Origin of the sequence: Ruminococcus sp. OA3, from assembly GCF_022440845.1 — a bacterium.
Taxonomy (GTDB): Bacteria; Bacillota; Clostridia; order Lachnospirales; family Lachnospiraceae; genus Ruminococcus_G.
In genome coordinates, this window is record NZ_JAKNTO010000001.1 from 3270445 (window position 1) to 3291502 (window position 21058).

Below are 21058 nucleotides of genomic sequence, written 5' to 3' on the forward strand. Positions count from 1 at the left end.
ATTTCCCCTCATGGTAAAACTATAAAGGAAACTCAGATGTTTGTCCATAAGTATCCCTGAAAAACTGCAGACACTGCATCTCGTCCCTGCGGATCTGATGCTGCAGTTCCGTAAGGGAGGAGAACTTGAACTCCGGCCTCAGAAAATGATGAAGTCTGACACAGGCCTGTTTTCCATATAACTGTTCATCACAGTCAAAAAGATACGTTTCCACACCCGGAAACCTGTCCCCAACCGTTGGTTTCATACCGATATTGCTGATTCCAAAGTAATGGATCCCTTCAATCTCTGTCACAGATGCATAGACTCCAAAAGGCGGGAGCAGTTTCTGAGCACACGGCCTCTGATTGATCGTTGGAACACCAATCGTATGTCCAAGGTGATTGCCGTGCAGGATTTCTCCCTCAATAAAAAACGGATACCCCAGCAGATCATTTGCCTTCTCTATATTTCCGGCTAAAATCTCTTCGCGGATATAAGTGCTGCTGATTTCTTTCGCACCGTCCATTTCTTTTTCTATGATATCCACCGAATAGCCATACTGTCTGCCCATCTCGGCCAGAAGCTCCGGAGTTCCCTGGCGCTTATAGCCAAAATGAAAATCCGGTCCGACAGCAATGTATGCTGCTTTCATCTGATTTACAAGGATCTCACGTACGAAATCCTGTGCATCCATATGCATGATCTCAGGTACAAACGGACACTCGATCAGGCATTCCACACCTTCCAGCTCTGCAACATGGCGCCGTTCTTCATTTGTCAGTATAATCTTAAAAGCAGGATCTGACAAACGCATGACCGGTGACACGTCAAACGTAAAGATGACTGTTTCAAAGCCATCTTCTCCAAATTTCTTTATGCAGTTAAGCAGCTTCCTGTGCCCTCGGTGGAGCCCGTCAAACTTACCCAGCGTTATGGCACTGCGTCTATTCAAAACAAAATCAAGTGAACTTGTTATATATTTCATCTTTCGCTGCTCCCGTCTCTGAACATTTTCACCAGACAAAACACCTGGGATTTTCCATCATAACGGTAGATTCCAATAAACATTTCCTCTCCGTCATATGCGCGGACACATTGATCATCGCTCAGGCAGCCTGAAGGTCTTTCCAGATCTTTCACTGAAAATGAATTCCCGTTACAGACACGCTGAATGGCTGGCTGTGCCACCTGTACCGACGGATACTGTTCAAACATAACATCAATCGGCACAACTGCCTGCTCCACCGTTCCCTCAGCCGCCATCCGCTCCATCTGTGCAAGAGTGAAGCTTTTATCAGCTGTAAAGCGGCCCACCCTGGTCCTGACCAGCGATTCCATACATGCCCCGCATCCCAGCTTCTCGCCGATATCATGGCATAACGTACGGATATACGTTCCCTTTGAGCAGGTCACCCTCAGGGCAATCCGCGGAAGTTCCATGTGCAGTACATCGATTTCATAAAAATGTACCGGTCTGGCTTTTCTCTCCACTGTCTTCCCTTCCCGGGCCAGTTCGTATAGTTTTTTTCCGTTAATCTTCAGCGCTGAATACATGGGCGGCACCTGCATATAATCGCCGATAAAAGTATCGATACACGCTGCCGCCTCCTGTTCTTTCACAAAGACTTCCCGTGTTTTCAGCACAGCTCCGCTCAAATCCTGAGTATCGGTTGTGATACCGAGGTGCAGGACGGTCTCATAGGTCTTATTTTCATCTGTGAGCATATCACAAAGTTTCGTCGCTTTTCCGAGGCATACCGGAAGAACGCCGGTTGCATCCGGATCCAGTGTTCCCGTATGGCCGATTTTCTTCTGTTTCAGAATCCCTCTCAGCCTGGCCACGACATCATGTGAAGTATATCCCGCCTCTTTATAGATATTGATAATACCATTCATCTTTTCTTCTTCTCCGCTTTCAGCTGGCGGCGGATGCATGTTACAATTTTTTCAATAATTTCTTCAGGCTCTCCCGCAAGCGTACAGCCAGCTGCCATCCGATGACCGCCTCCCTCAAAAGAAGCCGCTATTTTGCTGACATCCACAATGCCGTTGGATCGAAGGCTCACCTTATACTGCTGCGCAGCCACCGCATACAAAAAGACAGCTGCTTCCACTCCTTCCGTCAGACGAAGCTGATTCACAACACCATCCAGATCCTGGGGCGCAGCACCATACTTTTTCATATCCTTACCGGTCACAACTCCAGCTATGCATTTTCCATCGAGAAGCAGCCTGCTTTGCATCAGCGTCTGTCCCATGATCCTGTTCTGATCATATGTTTTCTTATAGAAAGAATCCTCGATAATACGTGTGAACGGGATCCCCTGATCCATCAGCCATCCCGCGATCCGCATCGTCTTTCCGGATGTATTCGTATACTGAAAAACTCCGGAGTCATGAACAATTCCGGTATAAAGTGCTGTCGCAACGGGTACTGTGATCTTTTCCCGCTGCATCAGATCAAACAGAACCTCACAAGTTGAACTTGCCTTCGGCACTACGTGGTTGATCTCTGCCAGCCCATGATTTGTGATATGATGATCGACACATACGCTTTTCTTTGCTGTCTGAAGATATTCGCCTGCAATTCCGATCCTGTCTTCACTGCTGACGTCAAACAGCAGCAGCAGATCATATATTTTCCCTGTCTCTGCCGCTTTTCTGACAATCTCAAGTTCATCCAGATGTCCGAATACCGGCCGCATATCACCCAGGTATACGTCCGCCTTAACATCGGGATAATTCGCCTTCAGATAAAGGTACATCGCCATACAGGAACCGATGCAATCCCCATCGGGATTGACGTGTCCTGCAATCGCGATACTCTCAGCACCTTCAAGAATTTCTTCAATACTATTCATCCGCCTATTCCTCTTGGGCCGGTTCGGATGACTGAAGGTCAGAGATCTTCTTTGCCATTGTAACCCCGTACTCGATTGATGTATCAAGGACAAATGTGATCTGCGGGGTATTGCGGAGATTCAGATTTTTTGCAAGCTGACGCCTGATAAATCCCTCCGCACTCCTTAAACCGGCAATCGTATTGGTTTTTTCCTCTTCATTTCCAAGCACACTGATGTATGCTTTACACGTCTTCAGATCCGGGGCAACTTCAGCTGCAGTCACAGACGTCATCATATGGATCCTGGGGTCCTTGATTTCCTTCTGAATGATCAGGCTGAGTTCTCTTTGCACTTCTCCGCTGATACGTGTGTTTTTTATGCTGTTTTTTCTCATTTTCTACTCCCTGCGCGGTATCTGCTTATCTGGGCACTTCAACCATGGTATATGCTTCCACCACATCCAGTTCCTGGATTTCATTGAATCCTTCAAATACAAGTCCGCATTCATAACCAGATTTCACTTCTTTTACATCGTCTTTAAAACGTTTCAGGGATGCGAGCTGACCTTCAAAGATCTGAGTTCCTTCACGGGTGATCCTGACGGAGCAGCCTCTCTGGAAGATACCGTCCAGCACATAGCTTCCCGCAATATTTCCAACCCCTGATGCCTTAAAGATCTGGCGTACCTCTGCGTGGCCGATCACTTTTTCTTCAAATATAGGATCCAGAAGACCTTTCATCGCTGCTTCCACATCTTCTATCGCCTGATAAATGACACGGTACAGGCGGAGATCAACACCTTCCTGTTCCGCTATCGCCTTAGCGGTCGCATCTGGACGTACATTGAAGCCGATAATGATCGCATTGGAAGCTGAAGCCAGCGTTACATCCGATTCGTTCACGGCACCTACTCCGCCGTGCACGATCTTGACTACCACTTCATCATTGGAGAGCTTGGTAAGACTCTGCTTCACAGCCTCCACAGATCCCTGCACATCAGCCTTCACAACAATACCCAGCTCTTTCAGGTTGCCTTCTTTGATCTGGCTGAACAGATCATCCAGAGACATTTTCGCTTTTGTCTCTTCCAGAAGACGGTTTCTGTTTTCGGATACAAAGGTAGCTGCGAAATTCTTGGCTTCCTTATCATTTTCTGTGGCAACAAGAACCTCCCCTGCATTTGGCACATCACCAAGTCCAAGGATCTCAACAGGCGTAGACGGTCCTGCCTCTTTTACTCTTCGTCCCTTATCATCCATCATTGCCCTGACTTTACCAGAACATGCACCTGCTGCGATAAAATCTCCTACATACAGAGTTCCCTTCTGTACCAGGATCGTTGCAACCGGTCCTTTTCCCTTATCCAGTTTGGCTTCAATGACAAGTCCTCTGGCTTTGCGCTTTGGATTTGCCTTCAGTTCACATACCTCGGAAGTCAGCAGGATCATCTCAAGCAGTTCATTGATACCTTCCTGTGTGTGGGCAGATACCGGAACAAAAATGGTACTTCCGCCCCAGTCCTCCGGAATCAGCTCATACTCTGACAATTCCTGTTTTACCCGCTCTACATTTGCACTCGGTTTATCGATTTTATTAATCGCTACGATAATTTCAACTCCTGCCGCTTTGGCATGGTTGATCGCTTCAATCGTCTGTGGCATAACACCGTCATCCGCTGCCACCACCAGGATCGCAATGTCTGTCGCATTTGCACCACGCATACGCATTGCAGTGAACGCTTCATGACCCGGTGTATCCAGGAATGTGATCTGCTGTCCGTCAACATCTACTGTATAAGCGCCAATATGCTGTGTGATGCCTCCGGCCTCTCTGTCTGTCACCCTCGTGTTCCGGATCGCATCCAGAAGAGACGTTTTTCCATGGTCAACATGACCCATAACACAGACAACCGGCGGTCTGGAAACAAGCATGCTGGTATCTTCTTCTTCCTCTTTCAGAAGTTCTTCTATTACGTCAACTTTTACTTCCGGTTCTGCGATGATATCGTACTCGAGCGCAATCTCCTGAGCCTTCTCGAAATCAATCTCATGATTAACTGTAACCATGATTCCCTGCATAAACAGTTTCTTAACGATAACAGACGGCTGCATTTTCATTTTGTCAGCGAGCTCACGAATCGTCATTTTCTCCGGAAGTATAATTTCTTTGATTTCTTCCTTCTTCTCCTCTTTCGGCTGCTGATGCACCGGTTTCTGAAGAGCCTTCGGAATTCTTGACTGCTGGCGGCGTCCCTGATTCGGGCGTTTGCTTCCGCCTTTTTGACGGTCATTCGTAAATTTATCTCCGCGCTGTGCTACTTTATCTTTTTCTTTATCTTTTCTCACATCACGGGACGGTTTCTGTACAAGTGGCGTATCCCCCGTCTCTCCCTGTGGTTTCCGTGCAGTCGTACTGCGGCGCGCGTCCTGCGGTCCCCTGCGGAAATCTCTTCCGTCCTTGTCTCCCTGCGGTCTGCGGCTGTCATTACTTCTTGGACCCGGTCTTCCCTGACCACTCTGGCCCGGTCTTCCCTGACCACTCTGGCCTGGTCTTCCCTGACCGCCCTGGCCCGGTCTTCCCTGACCGCTCTGGCCCGGTCTTCCCTGACCACTCTGGCCTGATCTTCCCTGTCCACCTGAACCCGGTCTTCCCTGACCGCTCTGGCCCTGACGCTGCTGGCCCTGTGTACCACCGGATGCATACCGCTGGCCCTGACCGGAACTCTGACGGTTCTGCTGATTCTGTTCTGTCCTTCCCTGAACACCGCTGTTCTGCGCAGAACGCTGCTGTCCCTGGCCGGACTGCTGACCCTGATTCTGACTCTGCTGACCCTGATGCTGAGGTTTGGACCCCTGTGCCGGGCGTGCTGAACCGGATCCGGATTTTCCTCCCGAACGGCTCTTTCCATAGTTTTTCCCCTCCGGCGTCGTTGCATTCTGCGGCCGGAACACCTGGATAATATTGGATTTCTTTTTAGGTTTTCCCTCGTTGTTGTTTTGATTTTCTTCTTTCTTATCAAATGTATCTCGCAATAATTTCTCCTCCGCTTCCTCTAAAGAACTCATATGACTTTTTACTTCCACACCACGGCTTATTAAAAAGTTCATGACTTCTCTGTTACTTTTTCCTATCTCTTTTGCAATTTCGTGTACTCTGATTTTTGGCACTCTACCACCTGACCTTTCTGCCTTTCCTATGCATTTAGCTGCTGTTCAATGGCCTGCCCCAGATTCTCATCCAGAATTGCTAATGATGCCCGAAACTCCTTTCCGATCGCTCTTCCAAGTTCTGTCTTCTCTCCAAAGAAGTAACATGGCACTTTATAATACAGACACATATTCTGAAACTTTTTTTTCGTATTTGCCGACGCTTCGTCAGCTACGATCACCAGCCTGGCTTTTCCGGTTTTGACTGCCTTTTCCGTAGAGAACTCTCCGCTTGCTACTTTTCCGGCCTTCATTGCAAGGCCCATCAATGATACTGTTTTATTTCTGTTCAATCGTATCCAGCTCCTTTTTAAGCGCTTCGTAGACTTCTGTCGGAATGGCCATTTTAAGCGAACGTTCCAATCCCTTATTATTCACTGCCTTTTCAAAGCACTCCTTTGAAAAGCACAGATAAGCTCCGCGTCCGTTTTTCTTACCGGTCGTATCCAGGATGATTTCTTCTTCTGTAGTCCTCAGGATGCGCATCATATCTTTTTTGCTCTTCATTTCCTGACATCCGGTGCATTTACGCATCGGCACTTTCATCTTTTTCGCTGTATTCTTCGTACTCATTTTCACCGTCTTCATATTCATTTACGTCAACATCTTCTTCAAACTCATTCACATCTTCGTCATATTCTTCAAAGATTTCAAAGTCACCTGCTTCTCTCGCCTGTGTCTCACTCTTGATATCGATCTTAAATCCGGTCAGTCTGGCGGCAAGTCTGGCATTCTGTCCTTCTTTACCTATCGCCAGTGACAGCTGGTAATCCGGCACGATCACTTTTGCCGCCTTCTCATCCGGATCCGCCATTACGGAAATAACTTTCGCCGGACTCAGTGCATTTTCGATCAGGAATGCCGGATTGTCATCCCAGTTGATGATATCGATCTTTTCGCCGCGCAGTTCTTCTACAATCGCGTTGACTCTGGCACCATTCATGCCTACACAGGCTCCGACCGGATCTACATCCGCATCATTCGACCATACGGCAATCTTTGTCCTTGAACCGGCCTCCCTTGCAATGCTTTTAATCTCCACGATTCCTTCTCTGACTTCCGTCACCTCTGATTCAAACAGGCGCTTCACAAGTTCCGGGTGTGTCCTGGAGACCTGGATCTTTGGTCCTTTCGGTGTATCCTTTACCTCCAGAACATATACTTTGATTCGCTCTGTCGGTTTGAAGTGCTCTGTTTTGACCTGTTCGGATTCGTTCAGCATTGCATCCACTTTTCCGAGGTTAATGCTGATGTTTTTACCCATGTTGCGCTGTACAATACCTGTCACAACATCTTTTTCTTTCTCAAAATATTCGTTGTACAGTACCTTGCGTTCTTCTTCCCTGATTTTCTGCAGAATCACATTCTTTGCATTCTGTGTGGCAATACGCCCGAACTCCTTGGATTTTATCTCCACATTGACGATATCACCGAGTTCATATTTGGAATCTATCATTTTTGCATTTGCCAGACTGATCTCCATCACAGAATCTTCTACCTTTTCAACAACCGTCTTTTCCGCATAAACGCTGAAATTGCAGGTTTCAGGGTCAATATACACTTTTACGTTATCTGCTTTTCCAAAATGGTTCTTACAGGCCTGAATCAGTGACTGTTCAATCGCTTCCAACAGGGTATCCTTACTGATGTTTTTTTCTTGTTCCAGAATGTTTAGCGCTTCCAGTAACTCTGTGTTCATTTTTTCTTTTTTCCTCCTAATTTAAAAATCGAATGCCAGACGAATCAATGCGATTTCACCTTTTTCAAATGTCCTCTCACTTCCATCTTCCATCTCAATAGTCACGCTGTTATTATCATATGCGGTCAAAATCCCATAGAATTCCTTTTGTTTATCAATTGCCCGATACGTTCTTATCTCCAGCTCTTTTCCCATACTTCTGGCATAGTCTTTTTCTTTTTTCAACGGCCTGCCCAGGCCCGGTGAACTCACCTCCATGATATACGTATCTTCGATATAATCTTCCTGATCAAGTTTTTCGCTGAAAGCTCTGCTGACAGCTTCACAGTCATCAATTGTAATGCCGCCTTCCCTGTCAATATAAGCTCTCAGATACCAGGTGCCCCCTTCTTTTACGTACTCCACATCTACCAGTTCAAATCCCTTTTCACTGACGATGGGCTCCAGCATCACTTCTGCTTTCTGTTCATAGTTTTCCTTTTTACTCATGCATCATCCCTGCCTTATCGGATTATGTTTCCTTTATATGGTCTTTACATCGTAAAAAAGCGGGCTTTTTCAAGCCCACTCTCATTCAGTAATTTATTTAATTCTTGTTTATTGTAGCACTTCTTATTATAAAATGCAAGGCGTTTCTTTAAACACGGATTTTTATGCCTTTCGTATCACGTTTTCCCAGTTTCAGCCTGTTCAGCGTCACTTCCTTTTCATGGTACGAAATGGTGTAATCCATCCGGCTTTCGATCAGGTAGCCCTGCTCGATCTGATCCTGTTCCGCCAGACGCATTCCGCGTACACCGATCGCCGTCTTTTTCTTATCCGGCACCTCTTCCTTCAGGAACCGAAGGAAATATCCTTCCCTGCTCTGCAGCACGACGTAATCCATCGTATCCGCCGGCTGTACAAATACTACTTCATCGCCGTCCGCCAGCTTTGTCGCGGCGATCGTGCGTTTGGCGGCATCGAATTCCGTACCTTCCACCTGTTTTAGCATGCCGTTTCTTGTGATAAACAAAAGCTTCTGCCTCTTGATTTCTTCCAGACATCCAAGATACAGAATCGTCTCCTGGGCGGTACTGTAATTTCCAAAATTATCGATCGGCACACCCTTGTCCCTGAATTTACCGTACGGCAGATCCAGCACCTTCACCATGTGCATTTTTCCCTGTTCCGTGAAGATGCAGAGTTTATCCGTATTGCTGCACAGGAACGCATACTGATAGTCCTTGACCGCAGCCTCCTGGTTACGCTCAAACACAGTTTTGTCCACTGTTTTGATATAACCGAAGCGGTCCATCAGGATGCAGACTTCCATCTCTTCGATCTTATTTTCCTCGTAGACAGCTTCCTCAGCATTTTCTATCACCGTTTTACGTCTCTGCCCGTATTCCTTTTTGACCGCGTCCAGTTCTTTGATGATCACATCCGCCATGGCATCATAGTTATTGAGGATATTTTCATATGCGGCGATATTTGCCAGTGTCAGATCATGCTCCTTCATCAGTGCTTCGATCTCCAGCCCGATCAGCTTATACAGACGCATTTCCAGAATCGCCGTTGCCTGTCTGATCGTAAAACGAAGCTTTGCCGCCGCCCGCTCCGATGTTTTGGTCTTAAACCGGATACCTTCGGTAATCCCCATTGTCAGACAATCCTTCACCTGTTTCTGACTCTTGCTGCCGCGGAGAATTTCGATGATCAGATCAATCACATCACACGCTTTGATGAGTCCTTCCTGAACTTCCTTTTTGTCCAGTTCTTTTGCCAGAAGATTCTGGTATTTTCTGGTTGCCACTTCAAACTGAAAATCCACATGGTGTTCAATGACTTTCTTAAGACTCAGTGTCTCCGGTTTCCCGTCTGCAACGGCCAGCATATTGACACCGAAAGTATCCTCGAGGCGCGTTTTCTTATAGAGCATGTTGGTCAGATTGTCAGCGTCTGCTCCCTTTCTGAGCTCCAGTACGATACGGATGCCTTCTTTCGATGACTGGTTGGAGATGTCTACGATATCCGTTGTCTTCTTAGTCTCCACGAGCTGTGCCACATCATTCAGAAACTTTCCAATGTTTGCACCTACCATCGTATAGGGAATCTCTGTGATGACCAGACTCTGCTTTCCGCCTTTTCCCCTTTCGATGTCCACTTTTCCTCTGATGCGTACTTTTCCGCTTCCTTTTTCATAGATGGAGTACAGATCATCTTTATTGACAACGATGCCTCCTGTCGGAAAATCCGGTCCCTTGATATACCGCATCAGACCCTTTACCGTAATGTCATTGTTCTTCATGTACGCTTTGACACCGTCGATCACTTCCCCGAGATTATGGGGCGGAACGCTGGTCGCCATGCCGACTGCGATACCATCCGCACCATTGATCAGAAAATTTGGCACACGGACAGGAAGTACTTCCGGTTCTTTTTCCGTTTCATCAAAGTTTGGCACAAAATCCACGACATCCTTGTCCATATCACTCAGATAGACTTCCTGGGTGATCTTCTGCAGACGCGCCTCCGTATAACGCATGGCGGCTGCACCGTCCCCCTCGATCGATCCAAAGTTTCCATGACCGTCCACCAGGGGCTGTCCCTTTTTAAAATCCTGCGCCATCACAACCAGCGCTTCATAGATCGAGCTGTCCCCGTGCGGATGATATTTACCCATGGTATCGCCGACGATACGGGCACATTTACGATAGGGTCTGTCATACCGTATGCCGAGCTCATACATATCATACAGGGTTCTTCTCTGCACCGGCTTTAATCCATCCCGGATATCAGGAAGTGCTCTGGCCACGATTACACTCATCGCGTAATCGATGTAGGATTTCTGCATGACTTCTGAATATTCTGTTTTTATGATCTGTTCTTTTTCACTCATACACTACCTCCTACACATCCAGCTCTGCATCCCGTGCATGCTCATAAATAAATGCTTTCCTGGGCGGCACTTCCGTTCCCATCAGCACTTCCGTCACCTCCGATGCCATACGCGCATCCTCGATTTCAATCTGTTTTAGCATCCTGGTCTCGGGATTCAGGGTTGTCTCCCACAGCTGCTGGGCATCCATCTCACCCAGGCCTTTGTAGCGCTGCAGGGTAAAGCTTCCTTTGTGTGTCTTGCGGTATCGCTCCAGTGCTTTATCATCATAGAGATATTCTTCTTTTCCTTTTGCCGGCATCGCTTTGTAAAGCGGCGGCATGGCGATATAGACATGGCCTTCGTAGACAAGTTCCGGCATGAACCGGTAGAACAGTGTCAGCAGCAGGGTAGAGATGTGTGCGCCGTCGACATCGGCATCTGCCATAATGATGATCTTATCGTAACGAAGTTTGGACATATCAAAATCATTCCCGTAGCCCTCTGAGAAACCACAGCCAAATGCGTTGATCATCGATTTGATCTCCGCATTCGCCAGCACCTTGTCGATGCTCGCCTTTTCTACATTCAGGATCTTGCCGCGGATCGGAAGGATTGCCTGAAAGCTCCTGTCTCTTGCCGTTTTCGCAGATCCCCCCGCAGAATCACCCTCAACGATAAAGATCTCGCATCTGGACGGATCACGTTTTTCACAGTTGGCAAGTTTTCCATTAGAATCAAACGAATACTTCTGCCTGGTCAGCATATTCGTCTTTGCTTTTTCTTCTGTCTTTCGGATCTTGGCTGACCGCTCCGCACAGGAGAGTACCTTTTTCAGGGTTTCCAGGTTCCGGTCAAAATAATGTACGATTTCCTCACCGGTGATTTTTCCCGTCGCCTTTGACGCGTCCTGATTGTCCAGTTTTGTCTTCGTCTGCCCTTCGAACCGCGGCGCCGGATGTTTGATGGAGACAACGGCTGTCATTCCGTTGCGAATATCAGCCCCTGTAAAATTTGCATCTTTTTCTTTCAGAATACCAAGCTCACGCGCATAGTTATTCATAACCGTCGTGAACATAGTCTTAAATCCTGTCAGGTGGGTGCCGCCTTCCGCGTTGTAAATATTATTGCAGAATCCCAGTACATTCTCATGAAATTCGTTGACATACTGAAATGCACATTCAACCGTGATACCGTCCGTCTCCCCCCTGAAATAAACCGGTTCGTGGAGTGCCTCCTTTTTCTTGTCCAGATCCTTCACAAATCCAATGATCCCGTCAGGCTCATGGAAGGTTACCTTTTCCGGCTCATCCGCACGCAGATCCTCAAACAGGATCGTCAGCTCCGGGTTCAGATATGCCGTCTCGTGCATCCTGCTCTTTACTTCCGTGGCTGAAAAGCGCGTCACCTCAAATATCTCCGGATCCGGAAGAAAATTCACACTCGTTCCAGTCTCTTTGGTCCTCTCGAGCCTGGGAAGCAGCCCCTCTTCCAGTTCTATTGTGGGGATCCCCCGTTCATAGTGGTCGTGATGCACATATCCTTCCCTGCTGATTTTAATATCCAGATAAACCGACAGTGCATTTACGACAGAGGATCCTACCCCGTGCAGTCCTCCGCTCGTCTTATACGCCGAATCATCGAACTTTCCTCCCGCATGAAGCGTGGTGAATACCAGCCTCTCGGCCGACATTCCTTTCTCATGCATACCGACCGGAATACCGCGGCCATTATCCACAACGGTACAAGAACCATCCTTTTCCAGTATCACATGGATAAAATCGCAGAAACCCGCCAGGTGCTCATCCACCGCATTATCCACGATTTCATAGATCAAATGATTCAGTCCCTTTCTGGACACGCTTCCGATATACATTCCCGGCCGCTTACGGACTGCCTCCAGCCCCTCCAGCACAGAAATGCTGCTCGCATCATACGTTGATTTTCTCGTCATATCTTTGTTCCTCTCGTATTACTTATGTTCAATGATGAATTACTGTCCAATATTATAAATTCAAAAAACTAGTCAGAGCTTTCGCCACTCCATCCTTATTATTCGTATCTGTTTCGTATTTTGATACATTTTTAATTCTCTGAGATGCATTTTTCATTGCTACAGAATATCCGGCCCACTCCATCATCTCGTAGTCATTATTGCTGTCGCCAAATGCCAGCACCTCTGAAGGCAGTACGCCCAGCCTTTCTGCCAGAAAAGACAATCCGTCCCGTTTGCTCAGTTTTCCGTACACAAGCTCCAGGTTCTGTTCCACCACAGATATCGGGTTGAGCTTTGGAATCTCCGCCAGCTCCTGTCTGAGCCTGACTTTCTCTTCAGGGTCTTCGCATACGATATGAAACTTGCTGACCGGTACCTGCGTATCATCCATCAGGGCACTTAAATCCGCACATTCAATATTGGAGCGCATAAGCTGTGTGCAGTATGATTCCGGAAGACCGCTCGCGAACAGATGCCGGATGCCTTCTGTCTCCATATAAGCCTGCAGACCGGCATATGGCTCAATATACGTTTTATACTTTTTGCACAGCCGGTAAATCCTCGACGCAATCCCCGGCGGAAAGCCTTTTATGTACAGAATTTCTCTTGTCCTTCCATCTGTCACCACGGTACCATTCGCGTTGATAAAGTATGGGATATCATCAAAATCATGAAAAATCTCACTGCGCGCATTTTCAAAACTTCTGCCCGTTGTCGGCACAATACAGTGCCCGGCATCCAGTGCCCTGCGTATCGTATCCAGACTGCTCTTTGAGACCGTGCAGTCATCCCGCAGCAGGGTGCCATCCAGGTCGATGGCTGTCAATTTTACGTTCATAAGTTCCTCCGCCCGTATTTTCTGTTATCGTGCAGTAGTATATCATAACTTTTGGGGTTTGCGCAAAGAAAAATGGAATTCAGCCGCAAAAAGGGACATCCGCTTTTTATGATACGGCGGATTGTCCCTGTTTTATGCCTTTATCTTTTTGTTTTTTTCTTATAGATCATCACCGCCCCGGCATGCGCTGCGATAAGTAAACCCACGCACCATAGAACGGCGGGTAAAAAGCAAGCATCGAGCTCTGCATTGATTAAGAGTGAGCGTATTGATTCAGCAATCGGAGTCATAGGCTGTCGCTCTGCAAAAAACCGCAGAGCCGCCGGCATTGTTTCTGTCGGGGCAAACCCGGAACTGAGATACGGCAGAAACATAATGACGGCTGAGATACCATTTGCACTCTCGGCACCGCCTGCGATAAGACCCAGTATCATTGAAATCCAGGTCATTGCCGCCATAAATAAAAGTAATATTCCAGCCACTATGAGCCACTGTGCCCCACCCGCCGACGGTCTGAATCCGATAAGAAACGCCATGCCAAATACCAGGACAGCAGTTATGATATTACGTACCATGGCTGCAAACACATGCCCTGCCAGTACTGATGATGCCGCAACAGGCATAGAGCGGAAGCGGTCAACCATTCCCCCTTTCAGATCAATATTTACACTGACAGCTGTCGTACATCCGCATTGTCCGATACACTGCAGAATGATACCCGGTACCAGGTAGTCCACATAATTTGCACTGCCTGTTTTCATTGCACCTCCAAGGACACAGACAAACAGCAGCATCATAAGTATGGGGGTGCCGATTCCCGTAAGAAATGCGTCAGGATTGCGCAGTGACAGAAGGATACAACGCTCAGACATTGTCCTGGAATCCTGTGCCAGACATACAATTTTCTCCCCGGTCCTCATTGATATCTTCCTCCCTCATTTTCACCCACCAGTAAAAGAAAGACCTCCTGAAGCGTAGGCCGCTTTTGTGTAAATCCAGAGAGTAAAATATCAGCATGATTCAATCTGTTCATAATATCAGCCAGCTGCTTTACACTGCCGTCAGTGATAATATTGACTGCAGGTATATTCTTATCAGGAATCATCTGATATTCTTTTAAAAGTTCCAATGCGCGCGCCCTCCCATTATCATCATAAAATGTAAGCTCCACCACACCCTGAGAAAGATTTTCTTTTAAGGTATCCGGTGTCCCCTCTGCTGCTATGACACCGTCATTTAAGATGGCAATGTGGTCGGCAAGCTGCTCCGCTTCCTCCAGATATTGTGTTGTCAGGAAAATTGTGACACCGGATTCAGCCAGGGATCTGATCATTCTCCACACGGACAGGCGGCTTTGAGGATCGAGCCCTGTGCTTGGTTCGTCTAAGAATATGATCTGAGGATTTCCCAGCAGGCTCATTGCCAGATCAAGCCTTCGTCTCATACCTCCCGAATACGTTGAGACCCGGCGATCGGCAGCATCAGTCAGCCGGAAAGCATCTAAAAGCTCATCGGCTCTTTTATTTCGGTCTCTCAGATGGTGTAACGCACCGATGATACGCAGATTCTCCCTGCCTGTTAAAAGCTCATCTACCGCAGCATACTGACCGGTCAGACTGATACATTCCCGCACCTTATGACTCTCCCGGGTGACATCATAGCCGCAGACAGCAGCGCTCCCGCCGTCAGGTTTGATTAATGTAGAAAGTATTCTGACCGTGGTCGTTTTTCCTGCCCCGTTTGATCCCAGAAGGGCAAAGATACTGCCTTTTGTTACCGTAAAATGAATTCCCCTCAGCACTTTGGAACCCTGATACGACTTCTCAAGGGAATTTACCAAAATGACAACCTGACTCTTATCCATGAAAACCATTCCTCCTTCATTTTAGAAACATTCAAATGTATGTATATTGTTATTAAGAAACTGCCGTAAGGCAGTATTCTTAAATCAGAATATTATCAAAGGCTTTTTCAGCCCTCTTACGCAGCTCATCATCAAAAATCGATAATCCTATATGGTCCAGCAGATACTTAAGATAGTCATACTTTCTCAAGTATTCTCCTTTTGTGACAGGAAACAGAATCGGATTAAACCATAATGTCATAAGAATGGTAAATGTCTCAGAAACCTGTTCCGGGTATTCTACTGTAATGGATCCATCATTCAAACCTTCTTCGAAAAAGCAGTTCAGTTTTGGTGCCACAGAATGAATACAGTCCCGCAGCTGCTTACTGACGAATATGTGGCTGCTGAAAACCGAGGGGAGTGATTTTGCAAATTCAAGTTGTTCTTCATTTATCACAGATAACTGCAAAATCTTTTTCAATTTTTCGAACCCATTTAAACCTTTTTCTTTTTTCACCGTATCAAACATGTCATCTTTGTTAAACATACGGGTGGTAACTGCATCAATTATCTCATCTTTTGATTTATAATGATGATAAAAAGCTCCTCTGGTTAAATCCCCGAGCTCATCTATAATATCCTGAATCGTCGTTTCTTCCCATCCTTTTTCAAGAAACAGCCTGGTTGCCGTATCTAATATACGCTGCTCCGTGATTTCGGGATATTTGTTTCTAGCCAACAAAAGACCTCCTTATATACATACATTTGTATGTATATAAGAATATCATAAAATCATCCTCTGGTCAACATTTGAATCTTCATCCGTTCTGCGTACAGTTAGCCGCATCAATGGCAATCACCAGAAGCAAAAACTCATCCCAGCACTACTATCAAAAACATTCCATATCTTGGCATTGAATTTATTTTTTTAGATGTACAGGTTTTACTTTACGCTTACCATAACTGAATTAGCCAAATAACTGCCTTCTGTATTGTACACATATATTAATATTGTATATTGATATTCATTTGAAGTTTTTAATTGATATTTACTTTTTGAAAATAAGTATGTATTAATATTATTATTGAGTGTAATATCATCTAAAAACTTGTAATTAAAACCATCATCTATGGATGAGTTTTTTTTGCATTCATAGATAACAAGTTTTTGAGTACTAGTATTATCCAGTTTATTCCATGTAACATTTACACCATCTGTTTTATTTGTATAATTCAAATTAATCTTACTAGAATAATCTGGATTATTCGGTAAATATGTTTTACTGTCACGCCTAGAAGCATAATTGTCATTACTATATTCCAATATAGTAATAATATATACTGTATCAGGCTTTAGATTATATTTTGTTGAAGATAAAAAATATGTACTTGTAGTTTTATCGAGTTCAGTTCTTGCTATCTCTGTATAACCGGTTCCATCACTATTTTTTTCACTAACACTCAGCACCTGCCTGTTAGTTTCCTCTAATATATTCCAAAATATTCTTATGCCCTTTTTATCTCCTCGTGTCACTATACTTATATTACCTAGCTCAGTTTTTGCTGAAGCAGAATTACTAAAGGCACTTTCATCATACTCATTAAATCCCTGCACTTTGTAAAAATATTCATGATTATATTCAAGATTATCGTTATCCATATACCATGCAAGGTTATTTTCGCATGGTATGGTTGCAATTTTTTCATAGTTACCATCAACACTGTCTGCCCGATAAATATCAAAAGAGGTAGCTCCATTTAAAAAAGGATCAAGTCTCATTCCTTCTTTATTATATTTACTAACATGTAATATGGGCGTCGTCAGCTTTGCTTTTGTATTTTTTATATTACTGAAATTAGTGGTCCCCAATCCAGAATACACTGCACTTATTTTATAATAATATGTATTCCCACTCCGCAGACCGGTATCGGTATAATACTTTTCTTCTGCCTCCACAGTTGCTATTTTTTTGAAATTATCTGAATTAAACATGGATCGATAAATATTAAAATATGTAACTCCTTGTTCAGCATAAAAAGAAAGTGTTATTGCTGTCTCTTCCCTATTTTCTATCCGAAGTGTGGGCACCGGTATGGTATCACATCTAATAATCACATTTTCAATATTGCTAGGATTGGAAGGTGTTTCTTCATAATTGTAGCCAACTACTCTGTAAAAATACTCTTTATTAATTTGAACATCATAATCGCTATAATATCCATCATTTGTTTCTGCAATTTCATTCCAGTGAACTCGATCCTCAGAGCGGTATATTTTATAACTTTTCATGTCATAAATCGTAAATTCATAACTATAGTACACCTCAATATGATCATTGTAAGGCACAAGTTCATCGATAGTTATATTAACGGCCTCACTATCATGTATTTGCTCAACCCGTCCGTCAAAGATGCCGGATAAGATGTCTCTAGGGGTAATTCCAGGTTCAGACAAAGATGACCAGTTTTCTAAATCTATTCCATTCCGAAAATAAGCTGCCCAAACGAGTTCAGAGCAATACCAATCAGGTTGGTTTTCCTCTAAGTCTAACATAAAATCTAAATAGTATGGTTTGCCTAATTGGCTAATGCAAAAATCCACTGCACTATCAATAATGTTAGCTGTAGCATTAGGTGCTCTTAGAAAGACACCAAGTCGGCTATCATATCTATCATCATCCACTACACTTCGAATAACTCCATAAGAAGTAGCTTCAATAACGCGGATATACTCCTGGTCCTGCTGCTCGCTGTAAAAGATACCTTCTACAATTGCGATATGCCCTGTTATATAAAAGCCACCTCTGGCTTCAAAAAGGATATCCCCCTTTTTTACTGTGCTTAAAAGATTATAGTTTGAATAATTCGCCTTTATAGGTAATTCTTCCTTCGTGTCATAAAACCAAGGCTTATTATTTCTTAATTTAGGATTCTCTTCTTGTTGTATGGAAAAAAGGTCAATGTATTTATTTTTATACTGCTGGACATCGCTATTTCCTATTAATTCAAATTCTTGCAGAAATTGTTCCCATGTGATTTCTGCAGGTAAATTGTTTTGAATAATATAATTGTTAATTTCCTGATATGCTTTTTCCAACTCCGACATTTCGTTTGTCTCACTGATATCTTCAATGTCCAAGATGACCTCAGCAGAATCGTTTACAGCGGCATACGTATAGTTATCAAATTCTAAACTTAATAATACAACTAAAATTGCAATTAATAATATACAGACCTTCTTTTTCATACGCACCGTCCCCCCTGTTATTTCTTTTCTTTATATTTTGCGGCTAAACGAAACACTTTTATTATACATGCGATGTAAACGATACAAATAGCATAAAATATGATGTCAGGTAACAAACTCTCGGAGTAAGTCCATGGCTGTTGTACTGCCACCCAAACAAAAAAAACAAACACAATAATCATAACCCATCCTAATATCAATAATAATATCCGTATCATACTCTCCCCCCATAACTTTGTGATAGTTTCAACTTTATTACCTTGTTTTATAGTTAAACCATAAGTTAATGATATTGTAAATTTACTACATTTGTTCCTGATATGATAGCTTCACAGGACTGGATTGTTTATTAAAGCTATCATTATGTTCTTATGGTAAGAACGGGTATTTATTAAAAGCCAATTCATAAAATATTTCTGGCAAAAAACAGGTATGCAGGATTCTAAACGGATTTCTACTTTGTTTTGTATATCATTATTTTCAAAAAATTCGCCTTTCTTAAATATTTTACTTTTTATTATCAATACTAAGATATTTATTCTTATTATTTATAATTGTATAGTATTTTATTTTATAAATATATAATTTTCTTTATCATCATCAAGTATTATTTATAAATATACTTATATTAATATCTCCAACAGGTAGGATGAGGTAGCCGACTACCGTCTTCTCACAGCATTTATCCTGACTTTACAGTTATCCCGAATCTGTTCACAAACCACCCCGGCAATCTCTAATTAACATAAAGGAAGGAGTAATCGTTTATTTTAATCCATACATAGCCTTTTAAGCAATTCCTCATCATCTTTTCAATTAATGAGTTCTTCCAACTCCTCATAATGTAAAGCCAGTGACTCAATTTTCTCTTTTCCCCAGAAGGGCTAATGTAACGATGCAACAGGATTCACTTATTGCTATGTATTATTAGCTTGCATCTATTTAACATAGGCATACATCGCTTCAGTTCAATTGGTCATCCAAGAGCACTGGATACTTACTACGAAGCTCACGGGTGCTTAATGCGCCCAGGCTTTTGCCGGCAAGCTATAGCCAGCTTGCAGAACACACATTTTGCACTGATTAGAAACGTGTGGCGCCGAGCACAAAAGCAAAACAGCATGTCAGAAAAAGCTAAAATTTTCTGACATGCCTGCTTATAAAGATAATAGTTACTTAGTCATTCCGCGTACAGTTAGCCGCATCAATGGCAATCACCAGAAGCATCCCCATCAGTTCATCTGCCGGATCAGCGAAATCAAGCACATAGGTGTCGCCCCACTGAAACAATTCCTTTGAAATATGTATCACCGGACTGCATTCTGAATAAACATCGTATTCCCAGCCCATGAAATCCCCCTCCACGTGCCAGCCGTTGCAATCTATCTCATACTTCGGACTGAACAAAGTAAACTTCTTTTCGATTCTTCCGCAGGCATTCCCATCGATTTCAATCTCGAAGGCCGGCATCAATGTCATCAGCTTCTCTTTGACCATACCGATCTCATTCTGATCACGATCATATACATGCAGCTGATGCCCCAGTGCAAAAAACTCCGCTTTTACAAAATATTTCACATCCCCGTCTTCATCGTACACATCATAGGAATCCGTCCAGGAGAAAACTCTTTGTTTTATCAGTAATTTCATAATTCGCTGCTCCTTTGTGCTCTTATCTGAATACAGAAAAAAATCCACATACAAGCGTCCCTGTCGGTGCGCTGTACATGGATTCAAGTGATAACAGTCTGTAGGGGAATCGAACCCCTGTTTCCGCCGTGAGAGGGCGGCGTCTTAACCGCTTGACCAACAGACCTTACTGCAACGTGCTCAATTATAATATCGCACTTTCCGATATTTTGCAAGTACTTTTTTCAATTTTTTTCAATTATTTTTTCCAATTTTTTCAGTCTGCCTTTTTACAGTTGTTTCAGAGACAATATTTCTTTCTGATACCGTCAAAGTCTCCGTCAAATACGGCACCCCTGATTCCCAGTTTCTGTGCCGCTTCAATATTTTCCGGCAGGTCGTCGATGAACAGTGATTCATCCGGGATAAGACCGTAAGTTTCCAGCAGATACCGATAGATCGCCGCATCCGGTTTGACCATATGCAGGTCCGCCGATACAACGACTCCCCGAAATGATTTCATGTCATAGCACCTCGGGAAATAAAGATAGAATTCATCGCTGGCATTCGACAGGATATAGGTGTGGTATCCCTTCTCCTGTACATGCTTTACAAATTCCTGTGCACCGGCAACCGGCTCCATGGTCTCGTGCCACCGGCAGACACAGTCCTTCAGCTCCCCGTGCAGCCGTTCCGGTATCCGTGCCTTTATCCTCTGATACTTTTCCTCCACCGTAATGTATCCCAGATCACCTTCTATCCACTCCGGTCCCTGAAACAACTCTTTTAAAATGACTGCCCTGTCCGTCTCTGTCTGCACATACTTTTCAAGCGGAAGTCTGGGATCATAGTTCAGCAGCACATTTCCCATATCAAAGATTATATTTCTGATCATTCTCATCTCCTGATTTT

The 21058-nt window shown here is 44.3% G+C and carries 18 protein-coding genes and 1 tRNA gene; all 19 read right to left on the bottom strand.

All coding sequences use genetic code 11. The features are described from left to right. Positions 1 to 19: 19 nt before the first annotated feature. On the bottom strand, positions 20 to 967 hold the full coding sequence (locus tag MCG98_RS14825; protein WP_240286106.1) for a bifunctional riboflavin kinase/FAD synthetase: 948 nt from the start codon (positions 965 to 967) through the stop codon (positions 20 to 22). Beyond that, on the bottom strand, positions 964 to 1878 hold the full coding sequence (gene truB, locus MCG98_RS14830) for a tRNA pseudouridine(55) synthase TruB (RefSeq protein WP_240286104.1): 915 nt from the start codon (positions 1876 to 1878) through the stop codon (positions 964 to 966). Before truB ends, MCG98_RS14825 begins: the two co-directional genes overlap by 4 nt. After that, positions 1875 to 2843 (bottom strand): bifunctional oligoribonuclease/PAP phosphatase NrnA, encoded by a 969-nt coding sequence (locus MCG98_RS14835; RefSeq protein ID WP_240286102.1) that lies wholly within the window; start codon positions 2841 to 2843, stop codon positions 1875 to 1877. Before MCG98_RS14835 ends, truB begins: the two co-directional genes overlap by 4 nt. 4 nt (positions 2844 to 2847) lie before the next feature. Then, positions 2848 to 3219 (bottom strand): 30S ribosome-binding factor RbfA, encoded by a 372-nt coding sequence (gene rbfA / locus MCG98_RS14840; RefSeq protein ID WP_240286100.1) that lies wholly within the window; start codon positions 3217 to 3219, stop codon positions 2848 to 2850. 25 nt (positions 3220 to 3244) lie between these two features. Next, positions 3245 to 5992, bottom strand: coding sequence for a translation initiation factor IF-2 (gene infB / locus MCG98_RS14845; protein ID WP_240302677.1), 2748 nt, complete (start codon positions 5990 to 5992; stop codon positions 3245 to 3247). Between the two features lie 26 nt (positions 5993 to 6018). Then, positions 6019 to 6324, bottom strand: a complete 306-nt coding sequence (locus tag MCG98_RS14850) for a ribosomal L7Ae/L30e/S12e/Gadd45 family protein (protein ID WP_240302678.1) — start codon at positions 6322 to 6324, stop codon at positions 6019 to 6021. Next, complete coding sequence (locus MCG98_RS14855) at positions 6311 to 6538, bottom strand: YlxR family protein (protein ID WP_345891671.1); 228 nt, start codon at positions 6536 to 6538, stop codon at positions 6311 to 6313. The genes MCG98_RS14850 and MCG98_RS14855 overlap by 14 nt, the downstream gene beginning before the upstream one ends. 19 nt (positions 6539 to 6557) lie before the next feature. Beyond that, complete coding sequence (nusA, locus tag MCG98_RS14860; RefSeq protein WP_240302680.1) at positions 6558 to 7730, bottom strand: transcription termination factor NusA; 1173 nt, start codon at positions 7728 to 7730, stop codon at positions 6558 to 6560. A 21-nt stretch (positions 7731 to 7751) separates the two neighbouring features. After that, positions 7752 to 8219 (bottom strand): ribosome maturation factor RimP, encoded by a 468-nt coding sequence (gene rimP / locus MCG98_RS14865; RefSeq protein ID WP_240302681.1) that lies wholly within the window; start codon positions 8217 to 8219, stop codon positions 7752 to 7754. A 148-nt stretch (positions 8220 to 8367) separates the two neighbouring features. Next, complete coding sequence (locus MCG98_RS14870) at positions 8368 to 10611, bottom strand: DNA topoisomerase (ATP-hydrolyzing) (protein WP_240302682.1); 2244 nt, start codon at positions 10609 to 10611, stop codon at positions 8368 to 8370. Positions 10612 to 10621: 10 nt separating this feature from the next. After that, a complete protein-coding gene (locus MCG98_RS14875) occupies positions 10622 to 12544 on the bottom strand; it encodes a DNA gyrase subunit B (RefSeq protein ID WP_240302683.1) in 1923 nt (640 codons plus the stop codon). Between the two features lie 52 nt (positions 12545 to 12596). Continuing rightward, positions 12597 to 13424, bottom strand: coding sequence for an HAD family hydrolase (locus MCG98_RS14880; RefSeq protein ID WP_240302684.1), 828 nt, complete (start codon positions 13422 to 13424; stop codon positions 12597 to 12599). A 140-nt stretch (positions 13425 to 13564) separates the two neighbouring features. Beyond that, a complete protein-coding gene (locus tag MCG98_RS14885) occupies positions 13565 to 14344 on the bottom strand; it encodes an ABC transporter permease (RefSeq protein WP_240302685.1) in 780 nt (259 codons plus the stop codon). After that, complete coding sequence (locus MCG98_RS14890; RefSeq protein WP_240302686.1) at positions 14341 to 15288, bottom strand: ATP-binding cassette domain-containing protein; 948 nt, start codon at positions 15286 to 15288, stop codon at positions 14341 to 14343. Before MCG98_RS14890 ends, MCG98_RS14885 begins: the two co-directional genes overlap by 4 nt. A 79-nt stretch (positions 15289 to 15367) precedes the next feature. Further along, on the bottom strand, positions 15368 to 16009 hold the full coding sequence (locus MCG98_RS14895) for a TetR/AcrR family transcriptional regulator (RefSeq protein ID WP_240302687.1): 642 nt from the start codon (positions 16007 to 16009) through the stop codon (positions 15368 to 15370). 204 nt (positions 16010 to 16213) lie between these two features. Continuing rightward, the gene (locus MCG98_RS14900) at positions 16214 to 18517 is read right to left on the bottom strand and encodes a YiiX/YebB-like N1pC/P60 family cysteine hydrolase (protein WP_240302688.1); all 2304 of its coding nucleotides are present in this window, start codon (positions 18515 to 18517) and stop codon (positions 16214 to 16216) included. A 1176-nt stretch (positions 18518 to 19693) separates the two neighbouring features. Next, on the bottom strand, positions 19694 to 20167 hold the full coding sequence (locus MCG98_RS14905) for an LURP-one-related family protein (RefSeq protein ID WP_240302689.1): 474 nt from the start codon (positions 20165 to 20167) through the stop codon (positions 19694 to 19696). Positions 20168 to 20261: 94 nt separating this feature from the next. Continuing rightward, a tRNA-Glu gene (locus MCG98_RS14910) sits at positions 20262 to 20333 on the bottom strand. Between the two features lie 114 nt (positions 20334 to 20447). Next, positions 20448 to 21041, bottom strand: a complete 594-nt coding sequence (locus MCG98_RS14915) for an HAD family phosphatase (RefSeq protein ID WP_240302690.1) — start codon at positions 21039 to 21041, stop codon at positions 20448 to 20450. Positions 21042 to 21058 lie beyond the last annotated feature (17 nt).